This is a genomic window from Bacillus sp. SRL337, assembly GCF_984799155.1.
The window spans coordinates 2,545,285-2,565,747 of the sequence record NZ_OZ481793.1 but is presented as its reverse complement, the minus strand read 5'-3'; the positions used below and the strand labels follow the sequence as shown (position 1 = coordinate 2,565,747).

At 44.8% G+C, this 20,463-nt stretch carries 18 protein-coding genes; 9 read left to right on the top strand and 9 right to left on the bottom strand.

Annotated elements, in window-relative coordinates; genetic code table 11:
- The first annotated feature begins 1 nt into the window (after position 1).
- The 6 genes from AC4E8A_RS12990 (at position 2) to AC4E8A_RS12965 (ending at position 8,418) form a co-directional block, all read left to right on the top strand.
- On the top strand, positions 2-1,009 hold the full coding sequence (locus AC4E8A_RS12990; protein WP_490193575.1) for an AAA family ATPase: 1,008 nt from the start codon (positions 2-4) through the stop codon (positions 1,007-1,009).
- Positions 1,006-1,878, top strand: coding sequence for a DUF58 domain-containing protein (locus AC4E8A_RS12985; protein WP_490193574.1), 873 nt, complete (start codon positions 1,006-1,008; stop codon positions 1,876-1,878). The genes AC4E8A_RS12990 and AC4E8A_RS12985 overlap by 4 nt, the downstream gene beginning before the upstream one ends.
- Positions 1,879-1,887: 9 nt before the next feature.
- Positions 1,888-3,708 carry a vWA domain-containing protein gene (locus tag AC4E8A_RS12980; RefSeq protein WP_490193573.1) on the top strand — a complete coding sequence of 607 codons (1,821 nt, stop codon included), beginning with the start codon at positions 1,888-1,890 and terminating at the stop codon, positions 3,706-3,708.
- Positions 3,692-6,502: a VWA domain-containing protein gene (locus tag AC4E8A_RS12975; protein WP_490193572.1), complete on the top strand. Its 2,811-nt coding sequence runs from the start codon at positions 3,692-3,694 to the stop codon at positions 6,500-6,502. Before AC4E8A_RS12980 ends, AC4E8A_RS12975 begins: the two co-directional genes overlap by 17 nt.
- Before the next feature lie 504 nt (positions 6,503-7,006).
- Positions 7,007-7,381, top strand: a complete 375-nt coding sequence (locus tag AC4E8A_RS12970; RefSeq protein ID WP_490193571.1) for a hypothetical protein — start codon at positions 7,007-7,009, stop codon at positions 7,379-7,381.
- 518 nt (positions 7,382-7,899) lie between these two features.
- Entirely contained in the window at positions 7,900-8,418 is a 519-nt protein-coding gene (locus AC4E8A_RS12965) for a DinB family protein (RefSeq protein ID WP_490193570.1), read from the top strand.
- A 107-nt stretch (positions 8,419-8,525) separates the two neighbouring features.
- On the opposite strand, the gene AC4E8A_RS12960 is transcribed toward AC4E8A_RS12965, so the two are convergent.
- On the bottom strand, positions 8,526-8,717 hold the full coding sequence (locus tag AC4E8A_RS12960; RefSeq protein WP_490193569.1) for a hypothetical protein: 192 nt from the start codon (positions 8,715-8,717) through the stop codon (positions 8,526-8,528).
- 258 nt (positions 8,718-8,975) lie between these two features.
- On the opposite strand from AC4E8A_RS12960, the gene AC4E8A_RS12955 reads away from it, so the two are divergent.
- On the top strand, positions 8,976-9,371 hold the full coding sequence (locus AC4E8A_RS12955) for a VOC family protein (RefSeq protein ID WP_490193568.1): 396 nt from the start codon (positions 8,976-8,978) through the stop codon (positions 9,369-9,371).
- A 776-nt stretch (positions 9,372-10,147) separates the two neighbouring features.
- Here the strand turns inward: AC4E8A_RS12955 and AC4E8A_RS12950 are convergent.
- From AC4E8A_RS12950 to AC4E8A_RS12925, 6 genes are all read right to left on the bottom strand, one after another.
- Entirely contained in the window at positions 10,148-10,447 is a 300-nt protein-coding gene (locus tag AC4E8A_RS12950; protein WP_490193567.1) for a spore coat protein, read from the bottom strand.
- A gap of 18 nt (positions 10,448-10,465) precedes the next feature.
- A complete protein-coding gene (locus AC4E8A_RS12945; protein WP_490193566.1) occupies positions 10,466-10,660 on the bottom strand; it encodes a hypothetical protein in 195 nt (64 codons plus the stop codon).
- A 198-nt stretch (positions 10,661-10,858) separates the two neighbouring features.
- A complete protein-coding gene (locus AC4E8A_RS12940; protein ID WP_490193565.1) occupies positions 10,859-11,995 on the bottom strand; it encodes a zinc-dependent alcohol dehydrogenase in 1,137 nt (378 codons plus the stop codon).
- An 18-nt stretch (positions 11,996-12,013) separates the two neighbouring features.
- Positions 12,014-12,382: a spore coat protein gene (locus tag AC4E8A_RS12935; RefSeq protein ID WP_490193564.1), complete on the bottom strand. Its 369-nt coding sequence runs from the start codon at positions 12,380-12,382 to the stop codon at positions 12,014-12,016.
- Entirely contained in the window at positions 12,379-12,645 is a 267-nt protein-coding gene (locus tag AC4E8A_RS12930; protein WP_490193563.1) for a spore gernimation protein GerQ, read from the bottom strand. Before AC4E8A_RS12930 ends, AC4E8A_RS12935 begins: the two co-directional genes overlap by 4 nt.
- 185 nt (positions 12,646-12,830) lie before the next feature.
- The gene (locus tag AC4E8A_RS12925) at positions 12,831-13,871 is read right to left on the bottom strand and encodes a TDT family transporter (protein ID WP_490193562.1); all 1,041 of its coding nucleotides are present in this window, start codon (positions 13,869-13,871) and stop codon (positions 12,831-12,833) included.
- A 257-nt stretch (positions 13,872-14,128) separates the two neighbouring features.
- On the opposite strand from AC4E8A_RS12925, the gene AC4E8A_RS12920 reads away from it, so the two are divergent.
- The gene (locus tag AC4E8A_RS12920) at positions 14,129-14,563 is read left to right on the top strand and encodes a PaaI family thioesterase (protein WP_490193561.1); all 435 of its coding nucleotides are present in this window, start codon (positions 14,129-14,131) and stop codon (positions 14,561-14,563) included.
- 48 nt (positions 14,564-14,611) lie between these two features.
- Here the strand turns inward: AC4E8A_RS12920 and AC4E8A_RS12915 are convergent, their stop codons facing one another.
- The gene (locus AC4E8A_RS12915) at positions 14,612-15,700 is read right to left on the bottom strand and encodes an NAD(P)-dependent alcohol dehydrogenase (RefSeq protein ID WP_490193560.1); all 1,089 of its coding nucleotides are present in this window, start codon (positions 15,698-15,700) and stop codon (positions 14,612-14,614) included.
- Positions 15,701-15,909: 209 nt separating this feature from the next.
- On the opposite strand from AC4E8A_RS12915, the gene AC4E8A_RS12910 reads away from it, so the two are divergent.
- A complete protein-coding gene (locus tag AC4E8A_RS12910; RefSeq protein WP_490193559.1) occupies positions 15,910-18,717 on the top strand; it encodes an EAL domain-containing protein in 2,808 nt (935 codons plus the stop codon).
- A gap of 54 nt (positions 18,718-18,771) precedes the next feature.
- Here the strand turns inward: AC4E8A_RS12910 and AC4E8A_RS12905 are convergent, their stop codons facing one another.
- On the bottom strand, positions 18,772-20,247 hold the full coding sequence (locus AC4E8A_RS12905; RefSeq protein ID WP_490193558.1) for a DHA2 family efflux MFS transporter permease subunit: 1,476 nt from the start codon (positions 20,245-20,247) through the stop codon (positions 18,772-18,774).
- Positions 20,248-20,463: the final 216 nt, after the last annotated feature.

Sequence of the window (20,463 nt, the reverse complement as noted above, 5' to 3'; positions counted from 1 at the left end):
ATTGACAGAACTTGCAGTGAAAGAGCAGCAGCTGCAGCAGGCAGCGCAAACATATCAACACATTAAAGAGGAAATCGGGAAGTTTATCGTTGGACAGGAAGAAACCATCGAGCAGGTGCTGTGGGCGGTTTTTGCCGGCGGCCATGCCTTACTTGAAGGATTGCCTGGGCTTGGTAAAACCATGCTTGTCAGAACGATTTCCGATGTCATGGACCTTCAATTTTCACGTATCCAATACACCCCGGATTTGATGCCGACAGATATAACGGGCACCATGATGATTCAGCCGGATGAACAAGGCAACCAGAAGTTCCAATTCCATCCAGGTCCGGTCTTTTCGAATATTGTCCTGGCGGATGAAATCAACAGGGCAACACCGAAAACACAGAGTTCACTTCTGGAAGCGATGCAGGAGCAGACCGTCACCGTACTGGGGGAAATGAAGCGGCTGCCGAATCCGTTCTTCGTCCTCGCCACGCAGAACCCGATTGAACTGGAAGGGACGTATCCTCTGCCGGAAGCCCAGATGGACCGCTTTTTATTAAAAATCAACGTCGAAGCACCGGGAAGGGAAGAGTTGAAAGAGATTGCCTTGAGAACCACCGGTGTGGATGAAATCAAGCTGAATCAACAAGTGGACGGGGACTTCATCCTGAGTACACAGAAACTGGCAAAGGAACTTCTGCTCGCTGATCATATCCTCGATTATGCGGTCACGATAATCATGGCTACACAGCCAAATGAGGAGATAGCTCCGGATATCGTGAAGAAAAATGTCCGGTACGGCTCAGGACCGAGGGGATTGCAAAGCTTGATCAAAGTCGCACGGGTAAGGGCCTTGTTTTCAGGGAGATATCATGTGTCTGTCGGAGATCTGAAGAAGGCGGCTTTCCCTGTCCTGCGCCACAGGATTTTTCTGAATTTCGAAGGCGAAGCGTCTGGAGTTACGCCTGACGAAATCATCCAGGAAGTCCTTGCTTCCGCCGATCAAGCGGTGAAATCAAAATGACAATCGAGCTTTCCCCGAGAATTTTGCAGCGCGCCGTCAAGCATTCCCTTATTCTCCGCAAGTCTGTCAGGGGGATGCATAAAGGGGAGAGGCGTTCGTCCAAGCAGGGGACATCTCTTGAATTTTCCGATTTCCGGGCATATACCCCAGGAGATGACCCGCGGCTGATCGACTGGAATGCATATGCCAGAACGCAGAAGCACTATATCAAACGGTATCTCGATGAACAGGAATTGTTCGTATCCCTATACCTTGATGGTTCAAAGTCAATGATGGTTCCAGGTGAAAAGTGGGAGATGGCAAAGTCTATTGCGGCCTGTCTCGGCTATATGTCGCTGGCGAATGATGACAGGGTTTCGGTTTTTCCTGTCGGCTGCAGCAGTCCCCATTTCACCTATAAGAAAGGGCGGGCGTATGCTGGCAGGCTGTTGAACTATATCAGCGATTTGACGTTATCTGCCAATAGGAAGAGGTTTTCATCCGAACTCAGCGGTATCCAGCAGAAACGGAACGGACTGTGCATCATCATCAGTGATCTTCTCGAGCCTGTAGAAGAAATGACACAGGCATTGAAAAGGATTCAGGCTTCCAGACAGGAAATCCGGATCATTCAAGTATTGAGTCCGTATGAACTTCGGCCCTCCTACCATGGAGACCTGAAATTGATAGACAGTGAATCTGGACAGGAGCGGGATGTTTCCATCAGCAGCTCTGTACTCAAGGACTATGGATCCAGGCTGAAAGCTCACAATGCGGAGATTGAGGAATTCTGCCAGAGAAGGGGAATCGGCTTTCTGCAGTGTTCCTGCAGCCAAGATCTGGAGGAGCTGATCTTTTCGTTGATGGCTGGAAAAGGATGGGTAATGTGAGGTGAGACAATGGGATTTTTAACACCAGCCTATTTTTGGCTGACAAGCTTTCTGGCCGTTCTTATAGTATTTTATTTATTTCGCAAGCAGTTCACGAAACAACAGATTTCCTCCACCCTCCTTTGGGATCAGCTCATACAGGAGTGGAAAGCGAACCGCTGGTGGCGGAAGCTTCAGCGCCACCTGCTGCTCCTTCTGCAGATATTGATCGTTTGTTTCCTGATCCTTGCACTGGCTCAGCCATTCTTCTCAGGAAAGGGGATCAATGGTGCTCATATTGTGGTAGTGATTGATACTTCAGCTACCATGCAGGCAAACGAGGACGGATCGACCAGGTTTGAAAAGGCGAAAACGGAAGTGCTGAAGATAATTGATTCACTTGGAAGCGAACAACAGATGAGCCTGCTAACTGCAGGTAAAGTCCCTCAATTGATTTTTACCAATGAATCGGAAAAACAACGGATGAAAAATGAGGTAAATGAATTGATTCCTTCTTTGCAGGAAGACAGCATCGTCCAGGCTGCAGGGTATGCATCATCCCTGGTACCTGAAGGGGATGGCGAGATTCATCTCTATACCGACTCCTTGGCTCAGGAGGAAATCGAGGAAATGCCTTTCAGTAATAAGGTTGTCGTTCATAATATCGGTAAGCAAAGGAATAACCTCTCACTGAAATCTTTCGGTGTGGCTAAAACAGAAGGCATGATTACGGGGGTAGTGACAGTAGCCAATGAAAGCAAGGAAGATCAAACAGTAACCGTGGAGATTGAAGGCGGGGAAGGTACGGTGAAAAAACGCTTCGAAGTAAAAGCAGAAGCAACAGAATTGATGTTCGTGGAAGGCCTTGGTCAGGCAGATTATTATGAAGCCGTTCTTGCAAATGAAGATGCTTTCGCTGCTGATAACCAGATTTCTGCATTTTTAGGCGGACAGGCAGGGGCAACGGTCTATCTGGCAGGTAAAACCAATCCATTTTTAGAAAAAGCCCTTCCGCTTCTTGGCTTTGACCCTGTAGTCTTGTCTGCTGACGAACAGGGAGAATGGGACTATCCTGAAGAGGAAAATCCTCTATATATTCTATCCGGGATTCAACAGGAAAAATGGCCGAATGGACCAAAACTGATTTTATCACCAGCTGAAGGCGGCACCTTTAATGTGAAGCCAAAAGTGGAAGCCGGGGAAGAACTGGAAAGCTCTTCTTCTAGTCCGCTGCTCCGCTATGTCGATATGAATCAGGTTTTCCTGCAATCGAGGTTTCCTTATGAAACTGAAAATCTGGAGACCATAGTATCGAGCGGGGAAGCACCAGTCATCAGTAAAGGCAGCTTTGGAGGCAGCCCATTGGTTTTGGCAGGGTTCGACCTGCAGGATTCCGATTGGCCGCTTCAGCCGGGCTTTCCGATTTTTATAAAGAACGCCATGGAGTATCTTCAGCAGGAAAACCAATCGCTGGGGTATGCAGAACCGGATGAACAGATGCCGATAACATTCTCTGCGGATGCAAAAAGAGCGGAGATCATTGACGTGACAAATGAGGAGACAGTCATTGATTTGCCGATAGACTTGGAAATGGTTGCTGCGCCTGGTAATCCGGGCGTGTACCAGGTCAAAGAAACAATATCTTCCGGAACGAGATACCGTTACCTGGCAGTCCTTCTTCCTGAGAAAGAACAATCAATAATTCCGGAATCATCCTTTACTCTTGGTGGTTCCAATGAAGAGAAGCAGGAGAACCAAAGTATCCACCCGCTCTGGAAATGGGCAGCCCTGTTTGCTTTCATCCTGCTGATTGTCGAATGGGAGGTGTACCGCCGTGGAATTTCAGCTTGATCAGCCTCTATGGCTGTTGCTCCTTCCGGCAGCAGCAGCGGGATTGTTTATGTATTGGACGAGCCGGACAAGTATCCCGCTTCTAGAAAAAAGAGTGATTCTTACCATGCGTACCTTCATTATTTTGCTGCTCGTTTTCGCATTGGCGGGCATTCAGATCTTATTTCCTGTTAAAGGAGCCTCAACGGTTTTTGTTGCCGACTTGTCTGACAGTTTGCATACTCAAGAAGAAACAATCAGACAATCGATTAATCAGGCTGTAAAGGAAATGGATCCGGATGATCAATATGGAGTTGTCACCACTGGACAAAGAGCAGTTGTCGAAAGGCCTTTAAAGGGAAAAACAGGTGCGGATGTACAGTTTCGGAGTGACCTTGAAACCTTCAGCACCGATCTTTCCAGCGGGCTACGGCTTGGAGGAAGCCTTATTCCTTCATACAACAAAGGCAGGATCGTTCTGATGTCTGATGGAAACGAGAACACAGGGGATGCTGTTAAGCAGGCTGCCTACTTAAAACAGCAGGGCTTGACGGTGGATGTCTTTCCGGTTGAACCTGTTATCGGTGAGGATGTTTCAATCAGTGCTTTTGATATTCCCGATAACCAGTTTATCGGAGAAACCGCAAAGCTGGAAGTTGAGATTAACAGCAATATCAACACAGAAAGCAGGGTAAGAATTTTTGAAAATGAAAAGCCGGTCGTAGACAGTGAAGTGGCGGTAGAGCCTGGAAAGAACCGCTTTACCTTTCAGCATAAAGCTGCCAGTGAAGGATTCAGGCAGTATCGAGCTGAGGTGATAACAGATTCGGACACAGTGGGTGAAAACAATGAAGCGTTTGCATTCACCAATGTACAAGGGGATCCGAAAGTCCTTGTCGTAGAGAACACGAAAGGCGAGGGGAGAAACCTGACTGATTCTCTCTCTGCAGCAGGATTGTCCATGGAAATCACACAGCCAGAATTGCTGCCTACCAATCTTTCAAGTTATCTGCAGTATCAGTCGATTGTATTTGTCAATGTACCGGCCACAAAGGTCAGCCAGCAGCAGATGGACCTGATCCACAGTGCAGTGAAGGATTTCGGTGCCGGCTTTGTAATGGCCGGAGGGGACAACAGTTTTGGACTAGGAGGATATTTCAAAACACCGATTGAAAAGCTGCTTCCGGTCGATATGGAGCTGAAAGGGAAGAAAGAACTGCCGTCACTGGGAATGGTGATCGTCCTGGACCGGTCTGGAAGTATGGCAGGATACAAGATTGAACTGGCAAAAGAGGCCGCCATCCGCTCAGCGGAACTTCTCAGGGAAAAGGATACCCTTGGTTTCATTGCATTTGATGACCGTCCATGGCAGTTGGTAAAAACACAGCCGATTAAAAATAAGGAGAAGGTCATCGAACAGATTACCGGCCTCACTGCTGGAGGAGGGACCAACATCTTCCCTTCACTGGAGTTGGCATATGAACAGCTGACTCCTCTCGAATTGCAGCGTAAACATATCATCCTGCTGACGGATGGACAATCGGCAACCTCCCCGGACTACCTGACGACCATCGAGGAGGGAAAAACCAATAATATCACGCTCTCGACTGTTGCCATAGGGGATGGTTCAGATAGGGTCCTTCTTGAACAATTGGCTGAGGAAGGCGGCGGAAGATTTTATGATGTCATTGATTCTTCCACGATCCCCAGCATTTTATCAAGGGAGACGGTGTTGACGACGAGGACCTATATAGAGGATGATCCTTTTTATCCAGCGGTTATTGAGGGCAGCCAAATTGCTGGTTTGTTCAGCAAAGGAATACCGCAGATGAATGCCTACATTGCGACCTCCTTGAAAGGAAGGGCGGAATCCATTCTGCAGAGCGGAAAAGAAGACTCCGTCCTGGCCAGATGGCAGTACGGGCTGGGCAGGACGGCTGCCTGGACCTCTGACATTCCCGGTGAATGGGCCGGCGAGTGGCCGAAATGGAATAGGTGGCCGGACATGTGGAATCAGCTGATCACCTGGAGCTTCCCTACCTACCAAAACACAGCCTTCGAAGTCAGCCAGACAAGGGAAGAAAATAACATGAAGGTGTCGATAACACAGCCAGATTATCAAGGTGTACCAATGGAAGCAGTCCTTGTGAACAATGAAGGTGGAGAGGTTTCATCTTCCTTTAAAACCACAGGGCCGGGTCAATTTGAATTGACGTTTCCGGCAAATCCAGGTAATTACCTTCTGCAGCTAACAGAGGAGAATGAATCTGGAGGTTCCGGATTATTCAAAACAGGAATATCTGTTCCCTATTCATCTGAATATCAGCTTTTGGGGAGGGATAGCACAGCTTTAGAGAGAATAGCAGAAGCTGGTGGAGGAGAAGTCCTCCATTCTTCTGAAGACTTGTATAAGGGCAACCTGCCGAAATCATTTACGAAGACGAGTATTTCTGAGTGGCTGCTGGTGATAGCATTCTTCCTGTTGTTCCTGGAAATTGCCCTTCGCCGGTTCGGGCTTCTGGGACCGGCTTCGAACATTGCAGGTAAAAAAGCGAAGAAACAGTCTGAACGTAAACAGAGTGAACGCGAAAAGATGGAGCATTTCAAAAAGTTGAAAACCTCCACTGTTAAAAAGAAAACAGAGAGGAAAAAAGAGGAGATCCCTCCTGTCCGAGAAAATTCTGCAACCGCCCTAAAGGCGGAGCGTAAAGAGCCTGAAAATCCACCGGCAAAGCAGGAGAAAAAAGGAGATGAAACCTCCCGTTCTGATAGAATGAATCAGCTGTTGAAGGCAAAAGATAAACGAAAGAAATAAATGTGATTTAGAGCCGCATCAGCATTATTGCTGGTGCGTTTTTTGCTTAGGAATCTATAAAAATCATGTGGGGAGGAGAAGAAAGGGTAGTTATGCATCGAGCTCCAGGCTGGGCCTCGTAGTCATAAGCCAATCCGTCAAGAACTTCCCTGCCGTCTGGCTTATGCCTGTCGTGGCTGATCAAGACGCTTACGGATTGGTTCTGGAATAAGATATCAGGACGCTTTAGCGGGGTTCAAGACCGTTCGGTTTATCTTTTTGGCCTGAGTGTATGTAATAGGGTTTCAAGACGTTTTGATGTGGGTTTTGAATTGATGTATTTGAAGAGGTGCTTCGCATATTTCTAAGTGATTTTTCCGCTTGCTTAGTACGTTGAAAAACTCAAGTTTTAATAGAAAGTTTCTGGGTATAACGGAAAATGGCTTTGTTCTAATGACTTTCATTGCCAATCCCTACATAGCTCACATTCCACGGAACACACTTATAAGCGTAAGGAGGGCTTCAATGCATCAGACACTGACCTTTATGTTTGTATTAACCGGGCTTACTTCATGGATACCGGAAGACCCGCAAGTATCACCCGATCTTACCACCAAGAGAGAGCTTGTCATAGAGGCAAAAACCTTGGGTGAATCTTCAGGTGAACCTACTAAACATCACTATGAGGTGCAGTTCGATGAGAGAGGTTTTTACCAGGTTGAGCACATATACGAAGAGACTCAATTTGGGAGTTCAAAAGAAACCCAGATGTACTTTACAGATGGGAAGAATCATTATTTGGTATCAAGTCATGAATTCTCTAGTGATAATATTATGCCTGCCGAATTCGACGGACAGTATGAAGAGAGGCTGGAGGAGCTGCCATTCACCATTGATTAAGGGAAGTCGTGAGCCCGATAGTCGACATTTACGGGAGTTGTCTTGTAAAATATGATAGAAATAAAGTATTTGAGGTGTAAATAGTGAAAATTACTGATCAAGCTCGTGATTTCTTGAAGCAGATGCTGCAGGATAACGAAGCAAAAAATATCCGATTTCATTTCGCCGGCTTCGGCTGAGGACAGCCAAAAGTAGGACTGGCTCTGGATGAGCCTGAAGAGAATGATGTTGTACAAACAGTGAATGAAATTACTGTAGCGGTCGACCCTGCAATTGAATCAGTTACCCAAAATATGACGCTTGATGTTAATCAGGAAGGCAATGGATTGGTCTTTTTAGGGAACGACGCTGTGTGTTAATAGGTATGAACGTCCTGTGGAGCTGCACAGGGCGTTTTTTTTATAGACGGAAGGAGTGTTCCTGATTTCATTATACCATTTCTATCCAATTATTATCAGTCTATTTTTTGCACGAAAAGCTGATATTCTATTAAGTAGATTTGTTGGGAGGTTGGGAATATGATTGATTACAGAATTAGACAGGTCGAGGGGTATACGGAAAAGGTTGGGGAACTTGTCTCCATGCTGGAACATACAAGGGCTGTCACACTGGAAGAAATTAAAGGTCTTGACGAAGAAGAACTGGAATTCCAGACAGATGAAGGTGGTAACTCGATAGGATCACTTCTACTGCATATAGCGTCAATTGAATATGTTCATCAGGTCATTTCGTTTGAAAGCCGCGACTTGAATGAGAAGGAACTGCAGAAATGGAAAACTCCATTGGAACTGGGGCATACCGCCAGAGAGAACATCAGAGATCATCCAATCGAGTTTTATTTGAGGGAATTGTCCCAAATGAGGAAGAAAACGATCAGCGCATTGAAAAAACTTGATGATGAATGGCTGAAACAGGAAAACGAGTGGGGAAACGGCGTTCCTTATAATAACTTTTATTTATGGTTTCATGTGATGGAAGACGAAATCAATCACCGTGGGCAGATTCGATCCATCAAGCGGCAAATGTCTCAAAAATAGCCGGGTTTTCACCGGGAAGTACACGGATGACAACGATTGTAAAAAGCATCTCCTGGTCTTTTGTTCTATAATGATTCTACCTTTTGCAGTGCCGTTTCAATAAATCCTCATGAATGGCCCCAATTGAAAAGATTCCGCGCCTGCAGAGACAGCGGATAATTCACATATCTCTCGGTAATAGAAGAAATGGATAATGCACTGACAGAATTGCTCTCAGCAGATACGGCTTCGATACCGACTGGCAGCATGAGGGACATAGCTAATCCTGTAGTTATAGGCTTGCGCAAAATTATCAGCATGATAGATCCGCTTTTTAGAAAAATGATCTTTTGGCGTCCTTTTCCAAAAGGAAATCGATAGATGCGAGTTGTTTCTCCTGTTTATTCCTTTTTGAAAGGGTAAATAGGCTGATTTGCAGCAAAGCTACCAAATTAAGATGAGAATATAATAAAAAATATAGGAATCCGAATATTTGTCCGATTTACAAGGAGGATTTTTTCCGCTGGCAGAGAAGTATATAAGTGGTTTGAAAATTCAGAAAAAACAGGAGGGTAACGATGGGAAGAATCGTTCATTTTGAAATTCACGTTGATGACATGGCTCGCGCTTCAACGTTTTATGGAGAAGTATTTGGCTGGACATTTGAAGATTGGAGCGAATATGCCGGCATGCCTTATAAGGGGGCAGTAACAGGCGGGGAAGAACAACCGGGAATCAATGGGGCACTGATGCAGCGCCAAGGGCCGCCGCCCGAAGCCGGGCAGCCCATGAATGGATATGCTTGTACATTGGGAGTGGCTGATTATGATTCCACAGAAGCAAAAATCCTTGAACACGGCGGCTCTGTAGCTATGCCAAAATATGCTCTTCCAGGAATGGCCTGGCAGGGATATTATAAGGATACGGAAGGAAATATCTTCGGGATTCATCAGCCGGATGAGAATGCCAAGTAATTAGTATATGGATGAAACCTGGACGGTTATCAGCGTCCAGGTTTTTTTGTATCTTCCTGAAAAGGGAATGAAGGTTTCCACAATTTCGAATAAAGTCTCCCGGCTTATACACATAATGAAGAAAAGTCACAGTATTAGAGAAGGAGATTTATGAACGTTGGCACTGCCCCGGATGATCGTCTTATTCTTAACGACTTTCTCGGTTTGTTTTTTCAGGGGAAGTCATTTTCGTTTTTGGAAAGTAGCATTTTTTATATGCTTTATGCCAGTTTAACCATAAATATCAAGACTGTCCTGATGTTGAATTTGGAATTAATAAACAGAACCGAAGATCCTTTTTTGTTTTCGGCTTATTTACTATATCGGAATGCAATTCTTCCATTGACGCTTCTGATTTTTAGTAATAGGATTCATAGTGAATTTATACTGAGAGCCAAACGATTCCTTACATTCCTGGGTGTTTGTCTGTTTGAATGGCTATATCTATTTGTTGGTATCTTTAGTACTGGTTGAATTTCTTGAATGGAGTATTATCGAAACTGCGGCTCTAAACGCAGCCTATCTGTTGATTGGTTTGGGGTATGGACCATTACTGGTGTGGATTTCCAAAAGGAGTACGAAACATGAACATCCTATATGAATAATCGTTTGATTGGGCTTCATCTGCTGATCGTATTTCAAGAAAAAATGATTCACACTGACAGAGGGAGCGGGGTAGATGGCGAGAGAAAATGAAGGAGCAGCTCCCTGATCGATCCAGTCTGCTCCTCGATTTCTTATAGTGTGGGAAGCTTTAAGGCTGTATTGATATTCTGCAGATTGAGATTCACCTGTTCTTTAGTATCAAAGGCATGGTACCAGCCGCGCTCCACCATATAATTTGCGATTTGTTCGTGCATATCGAGTGCATCTTCAAGGTGCTTGATCAGGACTTCTTTAATTTCAGGGGACCCTGAATCCGTAACGGCCATGGCATAATTCCGGACACCGCTTTTAGCTGAAATCAGGAGGTCGGTTGCTACGACCTGATCTGTCAGTGCTTTCAAGCCCGTTAGGTTTTCAACGATAAAATTCATGATATCTTCAACTCCTCATCATTGTTTGGCTTTTGTCAAAATACCCGCGAATTCCTCAAGCTGGCGCGTAGAAAGCTCCACATCCTTTTCCATGATTCTCTTCAACTTTTCGTCTGATACAAGGGCTCTCATGGTTTTGGACTTTGTTAAGCAATTTGTCTTAAATGATGCCATTTCCTGGACTTCCAGGACTTCGTGCATTGCATATTCCATTTCATAAACCTCCTTTTATTTCGACGGTGGGTGTTTGCGCTGGGCTAACACCAATGACCACATCCCATCACACTTCGGGGAAAAAGCAGTTTTTGTGTGGAAGCAGGGCCTATTCCATCACACTCCAACAAACAGAATGTCTCACATCCGGAATCACAGCCAAAAAACCCTGGATTCGCTCCGGGATCCATGATCCCCCTAAGGCTTTAAAACAACCTTAATACAGTTATCCGTCTTGGTATCGAAGATCTCGTATCCATGTTTGGCTTCGCTCAATGGAAGGACATGTGTGACCACATCGCCCAGTTCGATTTTGCCAGAAGTGACCAGGTCATACATATGCGGCATCAAGTGAATCATTGGTGCTTGGCCAGAGCGGATATTGATGTTCCGCTGCATGATATCGCCGAGAGGGAAACCGTTATAACGGCCGCCATAAACACCTGTGATTTGGATGGTCCCCGCCTTGCGTACCGCTTGCGCTGCGATGATGAGCGCGCTCATGGCACCTCCTTGGAGCTTCAAGCCGGAAGCGAGAAATTCCATGTCCGTCATTTTGCCATCCATTCCGACCGCATCAATGACCACATCTGCGCCGCCTTTGGTGATTTCTTTGAGGTAGCTGCCGACATTTTCGTGGTCTTCAAAGTTGATGATTTCGACTTTGTTCGTCCGTTTTGCGTGCTCTAAGCGGTATTTGATGTAGTCGACAGCAATTACTCGTTTGGCGCCTTTCATCCAGGCAAATTTCTGGGCGAAAAGGCCGACCGGACCGCATCCAAGGACAATGACGGTATCTCCGCTTTTTACCCCCGCATTATCTACACTCCAAAAGCCGGTGGACATCGCATCGGCAATACAGCTTAATTTTTCATCAGGTTCTTCGCAGGATTCGGGAATTTTAAAATGGGTGAAATTAGCAAATGGGACCCTCAGGTATTCAGCCTGTCCTCCTGCATAACCGCCGGTATTACCCGAGTAGCCAAAGTAGGCGCCCATATCACCATTGTCATTCGATTGATCGCATTGGCTTTCGAGCTGGTTCTGACAATAGATACATTCGCCGCAGGCAATATTGAAGGGGATGATGACGCGGTCACCCTTTTTTAAATTTTTTACATCCGGTCCGACCTCTTCAACGATCCCCATTGGTTCATGGCCGATGATATAGTCTTCCTGCATATTTGGTATCATTCCATGGATCAAGTGGAGGTCCGAACCGCAAATCGCTGTACTGGTGACTTTGATAATCATATCGTCCGGTTTTTCAATCTTCGGATCCGGCACTTCTTTCACTTCGACATTTTTTATGCCTTGATAAGTTACTGCTTTCATGCTGTTTTACCTCCAATGTTATTGATCATCAGGTGTCCGGTCGAACATTCCTTTCCGGTTCGAATCAACAGGGAACAGGTCCATGTTGGCAATCATAAGGGTGTTCTTGGCTGATAGTTGATCCAATTTATATTGTTCACTCAAGTCATGAGGGTGGAACCACTTTTTCTTCACCATCAGCTCGGTGATTTCCTGATGCATGGCGATGCTTTGAAAAAGTTGTTTGCGAAGGACTGTTCTCAGTTCAGGTGTAATGGTTTCAGATAAAGCAACAGCTGTATTCCTGACAGCTTCCTTGGCGCGTACCAGGAAATCAAGAGCAAATGTGGTGTCCGCCAATTCGGGCATATTCAGCGCATTAATGGGATCTAGATAGTCCTGATTCAATGTATATTCCCCTCCTTGTCACCGATGATCGGGGTCGGCCGGCTCTCTGGAACCGTAGCCTCGAATGGTGCATGTTTATAAATTTCTTGTAACTCAGCAAGATCCTGCATCGATTGCCGGACATCCTTTTCCATCAATTCCCTTAAGTCCTGGTCGAACACCAGCCCTTGCATCAACTTCGATTTTGCTACGCACAGTGTCTTTAAATTGATAGCTTCATGAAGATCCAGGGATTCATGGGGAGATAATTTAAATGGATCCAATGAAAACGCCCTCCTTTTTTAAGAATATGGTTAACCCGAAACGGAATATCGCCTTCAGATACCATTTAAATTCTCCTTAAATAAAGACATTATGCAAAATAAGAATAAGAGCTAGTCCAGGGAAGCATGAGTAACTGGACAGGAAGGACAAGAATGGATAGTAAAAGCCTGATTCTCAATGGGAATCAGGCTTTGGACAAGGAATCTGTCTCTCCGTTTTTGTGAGGCATTTTGATGTAAATCCACAAGCAAATTTCCACCATAAGCAGGAGAAAAACAATCCATGCAAGAATGGGTAAGAAGAAGGTTTGAAAGGGGAGATGAACTCCTGCATAGAAGGGGTCATTCCCCAGTGAGAGGGTAAAAGCATAGAACATCCCAAACGTAAAGTTCCTTGACCATTGGCTGACTTGATAGGTGAACAGACCTTTTCTCCATCCATACTTCTTCACCCTTATTACGGCCCTTGCCAGTTCGAACGATTCGATCAAGGCAAAAAGGAAAAACACACTCTGCCAGTACAGCAGTATAAAGCCTGGTGAACCTGAATGGGATAAGACCAAGGCGAGACCCGAAATGGACAGGGCACCATGAATAATACAGTTGGTGTTCGTCCAATCCTCAGAAAGGGACCATTCATTTGAACGAAGATACCTTAAGAAAATCAAACTGATCCCAACTATGTAGAAACAGAGGCCCATGCCAATACCCACGGCCACAAGCATTCGAGACAGCGATGGGACTAATTCAACCCATAGGATGACAATGGACTGGGTCGATACAGTTGATAGTAAAACGACTCCATGTACTTCATGTTTACATGGTTCGATGAGCAGCCTCCAGAAATTCCGCAGGTAAAAAAATAGAAATAAGAGAAAAACAATCGAGTTGATAACCGTAATCCCAAAAATGAAATCATCCGCATCAGGAGAAAATTTCAATACGACATTGCAAACAACTGAAACCCCGGCAATCCAGGAACCCATAACAAAAGAGTTAACAGGATTTTTGATGAAAGGGGTAATGAAATCAGGCTGCAGAACCTGGACGAAAATCGACAAAAAGATGAACAAGGCTACTAGTATGTATGGGATGACCAGAAGGATTGCAACATCATTCAAAATCGGTATTTTGTCAATGGCGGCAAATAAAAATATGCCGATAGCCATTACAGCAGCAGCAGCAGCAGGATTGATGACTTTTAACGTTTTAAAATGGGTCAACATGAACATTCACTTCTTTACAAATGTATTGAATTTGAATAGCTCTTTTCTTTCTTGCTTACAAGGGTTATTCGGTGAAAGACCAAAAAATTATCTAAAATTCATATTGAATAGCAAGAAAGTTTACGACAAGAGCCTTATAAATTGATCAAATAGATAGGCAAGTAAAGCTTACTAGAAAATCAGAAAAAGTGCCAACAAGGAATCGCCGCCAAGCAAATGAAGTTTGGAAACGTACTAACTTATAAGGGGAGAAGGAATTGAAGAAGATCAATGAACAAGAAATTCACGAAGAGCACTATGACCACATATATGAGACAGTCAAAAATGATCCTTATGCTCAATCATTAGGCATTCACTTAACAAAATTCGGACCCGGACTAGCGGAAGCGGAACTGGAAGTGCTTCCCCACATGGTGAATGCTCACGGTTCCATGCATGGTGCCGTCATGTACGCCTTGGCGGACCATGTGTTTTCCGTTGCCTGCAATGCCTATGGGAAAACATCGGTCGGACTTTCAACGAATATCCAATTTATTGCGGCCGCCATGCCTGGAGATAAAATCACGGCACGGGCGACGGAAACGAGACGAAATTTCAGGACTGGTTTTTATCGAATCGAGGTTTTCCATGAAGCCGGCCAAATCGCTGTCATGGATGCGGTCGCCTACCGAAAGGATCAATACTTTATTTAGTAAATAGAAAAAGACATGGGCGCTTCCATGTCTTTTTCTATTCATCGTTTATCCCATTCTTAAAATGGGTTTAATGGCATTTCCTTTTTTGGATTCTTCAAAGGCTTCATTAATTTGCCCGAATTCAAAGAATTTCACCAATTTGTCGAAAGGAAAACGGCCTTCCTTGTAATACTCCACAAGCTGAGGGATAAATACACGTGGAACAGAGTCTCCTTCAATGACGCCCATCATGGTCTTGCCTTCCGCCATGATATCATTATGGACATCAATATTCATTTCAGGAGTGACTCCGACTATTGCGGCTTTTCCTAATGGACGGAGTGCCTGCAGACACTGACGGACGACCGGGGGAACGCCGGTTGTATCAATAGCATAGTTCGTGCCGCCGTTTGTAATGTTCTTGATCTCTTTTACCACATCCACATGGGAGCCATTCAAGGCATGTGTAGCTCCGAGTTCTTTTGCCAATTCAAGGCGGCTGTCATGGATGTCGACGACAATGATATGCTGGCAGCCTGTGATTTTCGCCGCCATGATGGCACTCAGCCCCACAGCTCCCGCTCCGTAGATGGCAATTGTTGAACCAAATTCCAGTTTCAAGCTGTTCAATACCGTCCCAGCACCCGTTTGGATACCACAGCCCAGTGGCCCTAACAGGGAAAGATCGACGTCTTTATCGACTTTCACCACATTTCGTTCATGGGCTATCGCAAATGTACCAAAAGATGATTGGCCAAAGAATGTTGATAATTCCTGGCCATCTTGATTCAGTCGATGGGTATGGTCATCCGCTGTGCCGCCGAAATTCAAATCATTGAATACTTCACAAACAGTCGGTTGGCCAGTCAAACAGTTATGGCATTGTCCGCAGTGTGCGAAGGAAAGAACTACGTGATCTCCTTTTTCAATAGAATGCACTCCTGAGCCAACCTTCTCGACAATCCCTGAGCCTTCGTGGCCGAGGACAGCCGGAAGGGGGGCTATCGCTGCATCGCGGGCAACTGCATCAGTGTGACATACACCAACCGCAACAATTTTCACTAATACTTCATTCGCTTTCGGTTCTGCCAGTTCCACTTCTTCTATTTTAAACTCTTGACCTTGACCATGGGTAACGGCTGCTTTAATTTTCATGCTTCAAAACTCCTTTTACCTGGATTAATTTCTCTTTATAGTTTGTATATAGAGGAAAATCATACTTGTGTTTTCGCCAGCTTCAATTTAAAAGGCTTCACGAAATTAATGGAATGGGTAAAAATTCCTAGAAATTGTTCGATATACTAATAGTATGCTTCTAGAACTACAGAAAAAGAAAAAGGGGTTCTGGTTTGTGGAAAGAATGAATGACAGAGTTTACAAGAGAACTGCGGGCAGGAGAGATGACAAGGAAGTCTATAAATCACTGTTTTGAACTTCATCCAGATCCAGCGATTATCTTGAATATTGACATGACCATAAAAACATTAAATGTATCAGCTCAAGAGCTTTTCGGCCATGCTGAAAAGCAATCGTTCCTGTCTCTTATAACAGACGAATATCAAGAAAACATGAATCACTTATTCACAAAAGTAATAGAAGGCGAGTCCCAGCATTCGCCGTGCGTGGTGCACACCAAATCAGGCTCACAGCTGTTGGTAATGATGACAGCTGTATCGATAATAAAAAGCCATGCAGTCATGATTCTGTTAAAAGAGCGAACAAAAGAACTGATTCTGGAGGAAGAAATACGAAAGAGCGAAGAGAAGTTCAACTCCTTGTTCCGGTTTCATCCCGATGGCGTCTTCATGCTCGATTTGCAGGGGAATCTCGAGAAGTGCAACGATGTAATAATAAACTACATAGGAAAGGTAAACCGGAATCTGACCGGACCTTTTTTTCAGTTCCTGGCACCTGAAAGCAGGAATAAAGCCCTTGAAAAATTTCAGGCAGTCCTGGATGGGAAAGCAGTCAACTACAACACCGTCTTTATGAACAAAGAGAATGAACAGCTTGATATTCACATGACTCACATTCCGATCAAGAATGGGGATACGATCGTAGGCGTTCTGGGGGTTGCAAAAGATATCACCCGTTTCCGGCTGTATGAGGAAAAGCTGTCGAAGACCCAGGAAGATCTTGATTTTGTCCAGCTCGTCAGCAATGTCGGGAACTGGGAATATGATGTCATTAAAGGAGAAGCGATCTGGTCCGATCAGTTATATAGAATATATGGAGTTGAGGATAAGAATCAATTTCCAGCTTCATTGGTCAACTATCTCTCGATGGTCCATCCGGATGATGCTCGAAATTTTAAGAAAAATTGTATGGAAGCTTTTTATTCGGGTGAAGATTTCGGCTTAGAGTACCGAATCATCGGAAAAGATGGTGTAGTACGAGTAGTCCATGAACAGGGGAATTCGATTCGCGATGAAGAGAACCGGCTCCTCAGGATGATCGGTACCGTCCATGACGTCACAGAATACAGGCAGACAGTCGAAAAGCTGGAGCAAAGCGAAATCCAGGCGCAAAGCATATACAACAGCTTGAATGAAATCATTTGGTCGATCGATATAGAAAATAAGCGCGTGCTTTTTTGCTCAGAGGAATTTTCAGCGCTATGCGGGCATACACTGGATGAATTTCTTGCCGATCCGGCACTTTGGGATGACTGCATACACCCCGATGATATAAAAAAAATCAGAGGGATCATTGGGGACGTCCGGCAAGGGAAAGAGATACTTGAACAGTATCGTTTCAAAAAAGCTGGAGGAGAGGTTACCTGGATCGATGTCAAAGCGATTCCGCTTCTCAATTCTGAAGGAAAGCTCATCCGCCTGGATGGAATCATGTGGGATATTACAGAAAAGAAAAAGGCCGAAGACAAGTTATACAGGGCAGCTTTCCAGGACTACTTGACCGGACTGCCGAACAGGAGAAAATTTGAAGATTGCATAGAGGAGGAAATTTCGCATCATAAGGAACAGGGAAAATCCTTTGCCTTATTGTATTTGGATCTGGATCGTTTCAAGTTCGTCAATGACAGGCTCGGACATTATGTCGGTGACGAATTATTGAAGCAAGTGACAAAAAGGATTCAAAACCGTTCGGACAAGCAATTTATCGCAAGACTGAGCGGTGATGAATTCGCCGTCTGTATTCCCGGGATTACAGCACCAGAGGATGCGGTGAAAAGTGCTGAGGAAATAATTAGGATTTTGGAGGAGCCTTTTAGATATAGAGATTACGACTTATTTATATCGACAAGTATTGGAATCAGTATCTATCCATTGGATGGAGATGACTCTTATTCACTTGTCCAGAATGCCGATACTGCCTTATCTTATGCGAAAAACAGCGGGAAGAACACATATCGGATGTACACCAGGGAAATGAACAAGGAATCGTACCGGAAATATTGCTTGGAAAGAGATATGAGAAAAGCAGTAGAAGATGACGAATTCGAAGTGTATTTCCAGCCAAAAGTTGACACGAAGACGGAGAAAATAACAGGAGCAGAAGCTCTTCTAAGATGGAATCATGAATCATTGGGGATGATTTCACCGGCAGAATTCATTCCGATTGCAGAGGACAGCGGGTTCATAACGGAAATCGGCACCTGGGTATTAAAAGATGTATGCAGGCAATTGAAGGAGTGGGCTGTAAACGGCAGTCCGTTAGTTCCGATATCGATCAATATATCCCCGCAGCATTTTTTAAAGAAAGATGTCGTGGATCTCGTCCGGTCTCATATCAACCAATACGAAATCAAGCCAGAATGGATAGAATTGGAAATTACAGAGAATTCCCTCATCCACTATTCCGATGTAGTGAAGAATACAATGAAAACACTGCAGGAAATGGGAGTAAAAATGTCGCTTGATGACTTTGGGACAGGCTACTCAGCCCTATCGCAGCTCCACCATTTCCAATTTGATACCTTGAAGATCGACCAGTCGTTCATCAGGAATGTCCCCACACAGAAAGAAGACACTGTCATCACTGAAAGCCTTATCGGGTTGGCCCATGGATTGGGATTAAATGTGGTGGCTGAAGGTGTAGAATCGAAAGAGCAATTAGTGTATCTCCAGGAAAATGGTTGTGATCAGATCCAGGGATATATCTATAGCAAGCCCGTTCCTGTTGGGGATTTTAAAAGATTATTGCAAACATGATTGTATTAATAAAAGGGAAAAACCACGTTGAGCTGTGGTTTCTCCCTTTTGATATTACCCTTGAGAAGCAGCAGCCTCTTCTGGTGCCTGTTCAACTTTCTTGATGAAAAAGGACAGCACCAAACTGACAAGACCGATCACCATAATGGCAAAATAGGTATCACCAATTCCCTGGATGGATGCCTCCATCATCAGGTGGGCTTGAGATTCTCCAGATGGTCCTCCAGCCATCATATCCTGCAAATGATCTTTTGTCCGGTTTGTCATAATCGTGATGAGCAGGGAGGTCCCAATCGCCCCAGCCACTTGCCTTGCTGTATTGGAAATCGCGGTACCGTGGGCATGAAGGCTTGCCGGCAGTTGATTCAAACCAGCAGTCTGAATCGGCATCAAGAACAAAGCCATTCCGATCCGGCGGCCCGCATACATCAGGATCAAGTGGGTATAGCTGGTGGAATCCGTTAAATTGGTAAAGGTATAGGTGGTAACCAAAATAATCGCAATTCCAATAATCGAAAGCCACTTCGCACCGAAGCGGTCGAACAGTTTCCCGACAGCGGGACTCATCAATCCCATCAAAAGGGCACCCGGAAGCATGAGGACTCCGGCTTCCAAAGCTGTAAAGCCGCGTGCGTTCTGAAGGTACAGCGGCAGCAGGATCATATCTGCATACATGACAATCGTGATGACACAATTGATGATCGTCGTTAGTGAAAACATATTGAACTTGAACGCTCTCAAATCAAGGAACGGCTTTTCAGCAATCAACTGTCTCCATGTAAACAGACCTACTGCAATCAACCCGACGGTTAACATCATGATCACAAGAGGGCTGTCCCATCCTTCACTCCCGGCTTCACTGAACCCATAAAGAAGGGCACCAAACCCAACGGTGGAAAGAATCAAACTGATGACATCAATCTTGCTCATCGTCGTATCAGATACATTCTTTAGAAAAATGAACCCACAAATAATGATGATCAAAATGAACGGAATCATGCCGTAAAACAGTGTCTGCCAAGGATAGACATCCAGGACATATCCGGCCAGGGTCGGTCCGATTGCCGGAGCGAAAATGATCGCAAGGCCGACAGTTCCCATCGCTGTTCCTCGTTTTTCAGGAGGGAAAAGGGATAACACCACATTCATCAGCAACGGCATGGTGATACCTGTTGAAGCTGCCTGAATCAGTCTTCCGGTAAGCAAAACGGAAAAACTCGGGGCTAGAGCCGAAACAATGGTCCCGATTAGGAAGATAACCATCGAAGTCTGAAATAACTGGCGTGTTGTATATCGCTGCATCAAAAAACCTGTAACAGGGATCAGCACACCGTTGACAAGCATATAACCAGTGGTCAGCCACTGCCCTGTAGAAGCATCAATATCAAAAGCTTCCATTAATTTAGGAAGAGCAACGGTCATCGTCGTTTGGTTAAAAATGGTGAAAAAGGCACCGAGAATCATAATCGCCATGATTGGGCCTTTTTTTAACGTGCTGCTCTCAGTTGCTGTACTATGACTCAAACTCATTCATCCTTTCATTCGATCGCGTACTTAATTTACAATGTGTAGTATAATTAACAAAGCATAAATTACATTATAAAAGTTATCACTGGCGGCTACAACCTACACTAATGGATAATTTGTTAATTAGTTTACGATTATTCATAATATGTCGTTTAATTTCGTAAAATAAGACAAGTTCATTGGATCAGTCTATTAAGTTTGAAGAGAGGGGAGAATTGG